Annotated in this window: 3 protein-coding genes and 4 pseudogenes; 2 read left to right on the forward strand and 5 right to left on the reverse strand. The window is 71.3% G+C overall.

The features are described from left to right. Window positions 1-1554, forward strand: a pseudogene (locus ACFTZL_RS40605) (hypothetical protein); the annotation flags it as partial. Window positions 1555-1557: 3 nt separating this feature from the next. On the opposite strand, the gene ACFTZL_RS40610 reads toward ACFTZL_RS40605, so the two are convergent. The 5 genes and pseudogenes from ACFTZL_RS40610 to ACFTZL_RS40630 form a co-directional block, all read right to left on the reverse strand. Then, window positions 1558-1902, reverse strand: coding sequence for a GMC oxidoreductase (locus ACFTZL_RS40610; RefSeq protein WP_382594309.1), 345 nt, complete (start codon window positions 1900-1902; stop codon window positions 1558-1560). A 46-nt stretch (window positions 1903-1948) separates the two neighbouring features. After that, a pseudogene (locus ACFTZL_RS40615) lies at window positions 1949-2311 on the reverse strand (GMC family oxidoreductase N-terminal domain-containing protein); the annotation flags it as partial. A gap of 45 nt (window positions 2312-2356) precedes the next feature. Beyond that, window positions 2357-2539 (reverse strand): lycopene cyclase family protein, encoded by a 183-nt coding sequence (locus tag ACFTZL_RS40620; protein WP_382594311.1) that lies wholly within the window; start codon window positions 2537-2539, stop codon window positions 2357-2359. Between the two features lie 10 nt (window positions 2540-2549). After that, complete coding sequence (locus tag ACFTZL_RS40625) at window positions 2550-4112, reverse strand: APC family permease (protein ID WP_382594314.1); 1563 nt, start codon at window positions 4110-4112, stop codon at window positions 2550-2552. A 39-nt stretch (window positions 4113-4151) separates the two neighbouring features. Continuing rightward, a pseudogene (locus tag ACFTZL_RS40630) lies at window positions 4152-4424 on the reverse strand (aldehyde dehydrogenase family protein); the annotation flags it as partial. Between ACFTZL_RS40630 and ACFTZL_RS40635 the strand changes: the two are divergent. Beyond that, a pseudogene (locus ACFTZL_RS40635) lies at window positions 4425-4856 on the forward strand (oxidoreductase C-terminal domain-containing protein); the annotation flags it as partial. It abuts the pseudogene before it with no gap. Window positions 4857-5124: the final 268 nt, after the last annotated feature.

Genomic DNA, 5124 nt, shown 5'->3' on the forward strand with positions numbered 1-5124 from the left:
GAACAGGCCCGCGCGGAGAGCGACGAGAGCGCGGCCCGTGCGGAGCTGGACCGGCTGAGCAACAAGGTCCGTACGCGCGCGGAGCAGCTCCTCGAATCCCCCGACGGCTCCGACGGGCCCAGCCGCCAGGCCGCCGCCGCCCGGGCCGAGGAGCTGGTGCAGCTCCTGGAGACCCGTATGTCGAACGCGAGCGAGCAGCTCGGGCGACTGCGCGGCGAGGCCGAACGGCACGCGCCCGAGGACGGCGAGGCCCACACCGAACTCCCCGAGGAATCGCAGCCCCGCGACGCCGAGCACGCTCAGACCCTGCTGCGTACCGCCACGGGCGAACTCGCCTCCCACACCGAGGCGCTGAACCAGGCACGGGAGGCGCACACCGAACTCCTCGACGCCCACCGCGCCGCCGAGGACGCGGCGGGCGGCTTCGACGAGATCGCCGCCATGCTCCGCGACCTGCTGCGCGAGCACGCCACGGACGAGGAACACGAAGAGCCCGAGCCCTACCCCGGCAGCCCGGAGGAGGCCCGCCAGTCGGCCGCCGAGGCCCGCCGCTCCCTGCGCGGCTGCGCCGCCGACCTGTCCGCCGCCGAGGCCGCCGTCCGCGAGGCCGGAGACATCCTCGTGCGGCACGCCAACTCCACGCGCTACGAGCAGGTCCGCACCCCGGCGCGGCAGCAGATCCGCGAACTGCCCGCGTCCGCGCTGCCCGAGCACGCGCAGAAGTGGGCGGACGCCTTCGCGCCCCGGCTCCGGGTCCTGACGGACGAACTGGAGCAGCTCGAGCGCAACCGCGACTCGATCGTGGACCGTCTGCGCGGCCTGGTCGAGTCGGCCCTGGCCACCCTGCGCTCCGCCCAGCGGCTCTCCCGCCTCCCGGAGGGCCTCGGCGAGTGGTCGGGACAGGAGTTCCTCCGCATCCGCTTCGAGGAGCCCGACCAGGCCACACTCACCGAGCGGCTGGGGGAGGTCATCGACGAGGCGACCCGCGCGGCCGTCAAGAAGAACTCCGACCTGCGGCGTGACGGCATGTCCCTGCTGCTGCGGGGCGTCGCCGCGGCTCTGCAGCCCAAGGGCGTCGCCGTCGAGATCCTCAAGCCCGACGCGGTGCTGCGCGCCGAGCGCGTCCCCGTCGGGCAGATGGGCGACGTGTTCTCCGGCGGCCAGCTCCTCACCGCCGCCATCGCCCTGTACTGCACGATGGCCGCGCTGCGGAGCAACGACCGGGGCCGCGACAAGCACCGGCACGCCGGCACCCTGTTCCTCGACAACCCCATCGGCCGCGCCAACGCCACCTACCTGCTGGAACTCCAGCGGGCGGTGTCGGACGCGCTGGGTGTCCAACTCCTGTACACCACGGGGCTGTTCGACACCACCGCGCTGGCCGAGTTCCCCCTCGTCATCCGCATGCGCAACGACGCCGACCTGCGGGCCGGCCTGAAGTACATCAGCGTCGAGGAACACCTCCGCCCGGGCCTTCCGCAGCAGGCCCGGGCGGGGGAGACGGTCCACAGCGAGATCACGGCCACCAGGATGTTCAAACGCCCGGCGTCCTGAGGCTCAGGCGTCCTCCCGCAGCAGATCCGCGCACTTCTCGCCGATCATCATGGTCGTGATGCACGGGTTGACGGTGACCAGGCCGGGCATCACCGACCCGTCCGCGACCCGCAGCCCCTGGACCCCCTTGACCCGCAGCCGCGCGTTCAAGGGGGCCGAAGGATCGTCGTCCGCGCCCATCTTCACCGTGCAGGACGGGTGATACACGGTGTTGTGCGTCTGCTGGATGTACCCGAGCAGTTCCTCGTCCGTCCGCAGGTCCGGTCCGGGCGCCGGCTCCGCCCCCGCCCAGCCGCTCAGCGCGGGCTGCTCGGCGATCCGCCGGGCCGGCCTCAGCCCGTACGTCAAGGTTGGGCCGCTTACCGAGAATCGGGTGCAGATAGGCGACCGAGGACGACTGGCGGACGTTGTTCTCGTCGGAGTTGATCTGGAACCAGCTCGCGCCCCGGACGACCGTCCGGGCCCGTGTTGAAGGCGACCGTGGGGATGCCCGCCTGCGCGCACGCCTCCAGCAGGGCCGTCCCGCACGGGTCGTCGCTCTCAGCGTGCGCAGCTTCACCGGGCCGGTGCGGCCGTGGTGGTCGCCGGGCGCGTCGTTGTTCTCCAGCCGCCGGTACAGCGGGAACAGGTCCGCCGCGCTCCAGCCCGTACAGCCCGCGGCCGCCCAGTCGTCGAGGTCCTCGGCGGGGGCCCAGAAGGCGATGCAGGAGTTGTGGGAGGAACAGCCGCCGAGCACCTTCGCCCGGGCGTGCCGCATGAAGCTGTTGCCGCTGGCCTGCGGCTCGACCGGATAGTCCCAGTCTTAGCCGGACTCCAGCAGCCCCATCCAACGCTCCAGCCGCAGCACGTCGTCGTCGCCGACGTCGCTCGGGCCGGCCTCCAGCACGCACACCGTCACGGAGGGGTCCTCGGACAGCCGGGCCGCCACCACGTTGCCCGCGGTGCCGCCGCCGACCACGACATAGTCGAGCTCCTGCGTACTCATGGGTCCTCCTTCAGTCGGCCGCCGGGGCGGAGCGGGGAGACGAGGCCGTGGTGTCCGAGCGGTGCTCGGCGAGCACGCCGGTCCGGTGCCGCTGGACGAACCAGTAGTAGGCGAAGCCACCGCCCGCGATGACGGCGACGAACAGCACCGCGCCCCAGCGCAGGTACCAGTGGTAGGGAGCCGCGGCGTTGTAGACCGCGGCCCGCGGCCAGATGAGGTTGAGCGTCATGGCCCCGCCCCACAGCACGGCCAGGATGTTGACCGGCAGACCCCAGCGGCCCAGGGAGAACCGGCCCTCGCTCGCGGGCTGCCACTTTCCGCGCAGCCGGGCGACCAGCAGCGGCACCGTGACACCCAGGTAGGCGAGGTAGATCATGATGATGCCGATGCTGGTGACGACGGTGAAGATCTGCGGCTGGCGGATGTTGACCACCAGGATCGCCAGCGCGAGGATCCCGATGATCACGGTCGGCAGGACCGGCGTCTGGAACCGCGGGTGGCACTTGGCCAGCTTCGAGGACGCGGGCAGGTTGTTGTCGCGGGCCATCGCGAACGCCAGCCGGATCGCCGCCGTGTGGACCGCCAGGGCGCACACCGTCACCGCGATCAGCACGCACCACAGCATCGCCTTGCCGGCCGTCGGGCCGAGCACGTCCAGGACGATGTATTGCAGACCGTCCGTGGACAGCTTCTCGCCCTTGAGGCTGGACACGCTCATCAGCGCGAGCAGCAGGATCAGACCGCCGAGCACGAAGGACGCGACGATCGCCCGGATGATCGCGCGCGGTGCGTTCCGGGTCGGATCCAGGGACTCCTCGCCGAGTGAGGCGGCGGTGTCGAAGCCGTACATGACGTACGCGGAGGCCAGTGAGGCCACCAGGAAGGCGCCCAGGTACCCGTTTCCGTACCCCGCCCCGGTGCCGTGCGTCTCCATGACGACCTGCGGGCCGCGTGTGATGTGGACCGCGAACAGGACGATCAGTACGACAGTGGCGATCAGCTCGATGAACACGCCCGCCGTGTTGATCCTGGCCATCAACTTGACACCGAAGGCGTTCACCAGGGTGGTGAACAGGATCAACACCGCGGCCAGGATGACCGCGTTGGTCGCCACGTCGTACGTACCGGTGCCGTCCCCCACGAACTGGAAGAACGACGAGATCTGCGGCAGCGTCAACTGGTAGGCCAGTGCCACGGCCGCGATGGACACGATCGAGGCGATCAGCATCATCCAGCCGGCCAGCCAGCCCAGATGCGGATTGCCTATCTTCTTCGACCAGTTGTATACGGAGCCCGCGACGGGATAGCGGGCGGCGAGCTCAGCGAAGCAGAGCGCGACCATGAACTGGCCGACGAAGACCATCGGCCATGACCACCAGTAGGCGGGGCCGCCGCTGCCGTAGCCGAAGTAGAAGAGCTGGAAGGTGCCGGTCAGGATCGATATGTAGCTGATCCCGGCGGCGAAGGTGTGGAAGTTGCCGAGGGTGCGCTTGAGCTCGGGTCTGTAGCCGAACTCGGTGAGTTCGGCGTCGTCCTGGCCGGGGGCGTCTTTGGACTGCGCGGTCGGTCTCATGGGCGGTTCCTCAGTGGGTGTTCCTCGGGGCGGATTCGATCACTCGAACCAACCCTGGGGGGTGGGACGGGTGTTGCGCCAGATGTGCTTCGTCTCGCGATACTCGGCGAGCCCCGCGGGCCCGAGTTCGCGTCCAAAGCCGGACTGCTTGAAACCGCCCCGTTCCGCCTGCGGAACGTAGGGGTGGAAGTCGTTGATCCAGACCGTTCCGAGTCGCGGCCGGTCCGCGACCCGCGCGGCCCGGGCCTCGTCGCTCGTCCACACGGCGCCCGCGAGGCCGTAGATCGTGTGGTTGGCGAGGCGTACGGCCTCCACACCGCCTGGCTGGTCGGTTCGGCCCTGGCCATGCACGACGGCGTCCTGTGCGACGACGGCTGTGCGACGGCCCTGCCCCAGGTGGTCGCCGTCGGCGCAGTCGCCTGCGCCGGCGGCACCCGCGCCGAGCACTGGACGTCGGCCACCCAGCAGCCCAGAGCCGCCGTGACCAACCCGCTCGCCGGACGAACCGTCGAGACCGCGACCGCCGTGCCCTACTTCTGGTCCGACCAGTACGGCGCCCGCATCCAGTTCGCTGGCCGGCCCACGGACGGCGACACCGTCCGCATCACCGAGGGCGAGCTCTCCGACGGCGCACCGGCCGAGGGCGGCTTCCCCGCCCGGTACGAGCGGGACGGCCGGACGACCGCGGTGCTCACCGTGGACCGCCCGCGCCCGACGCCGGCATGCCCGCCCGCCGGGAGGTAGCGGGACGCGACCTCGACCGCGGTCATGCGGGCGCGACGCGAACTCGCCCGGGGCGCGGGGGAGGAGCAGGCGCAGTCCGCCGCACGGTGAGGAGTACCGGCAGGGGCATCGGCCGAGCGTCCACTCCAAGGTCCGGACGCTTCGCCAGGAACCCCCGGCCGTCACTCCTCACGAGTGGGACAGCTGTCCGGCCCCGCCCCGCCGGCGTATCCGCTCCTGGGCCCGTACGGCCGCGCGTGCCTGCCGTCGGGCCCGGCGCCGCTCGCGG

Source organism: Streptomyces sp. NPDC056948 (genome assembly GCF_042674225.1).
Lineage (GTDB): Bacteria > Actinomycetota > Actinomycetes > Streptomycetales > Streptomycetaceae > Streptomyces > Streptomyces purpurascens.

Excerpts from the sequence above, each read along its gene's own strand:
- ACFTZL_RS40620 (WP_382594311.1), bottom strand. The coding sequence starts at position 2,539 with ATGAGTACGCAGGAGCTCGACTATGTCGTGGTCGGCGGCGGCACCGCG.
- ACFTZL_RS40625 (WP_382594314.1), bottom strand. The coding sequence starts at position 4,112 with ATGAGACCGACCGCGCAGTCCAAAGACGCCCCCGGCCAGGACGACGCC.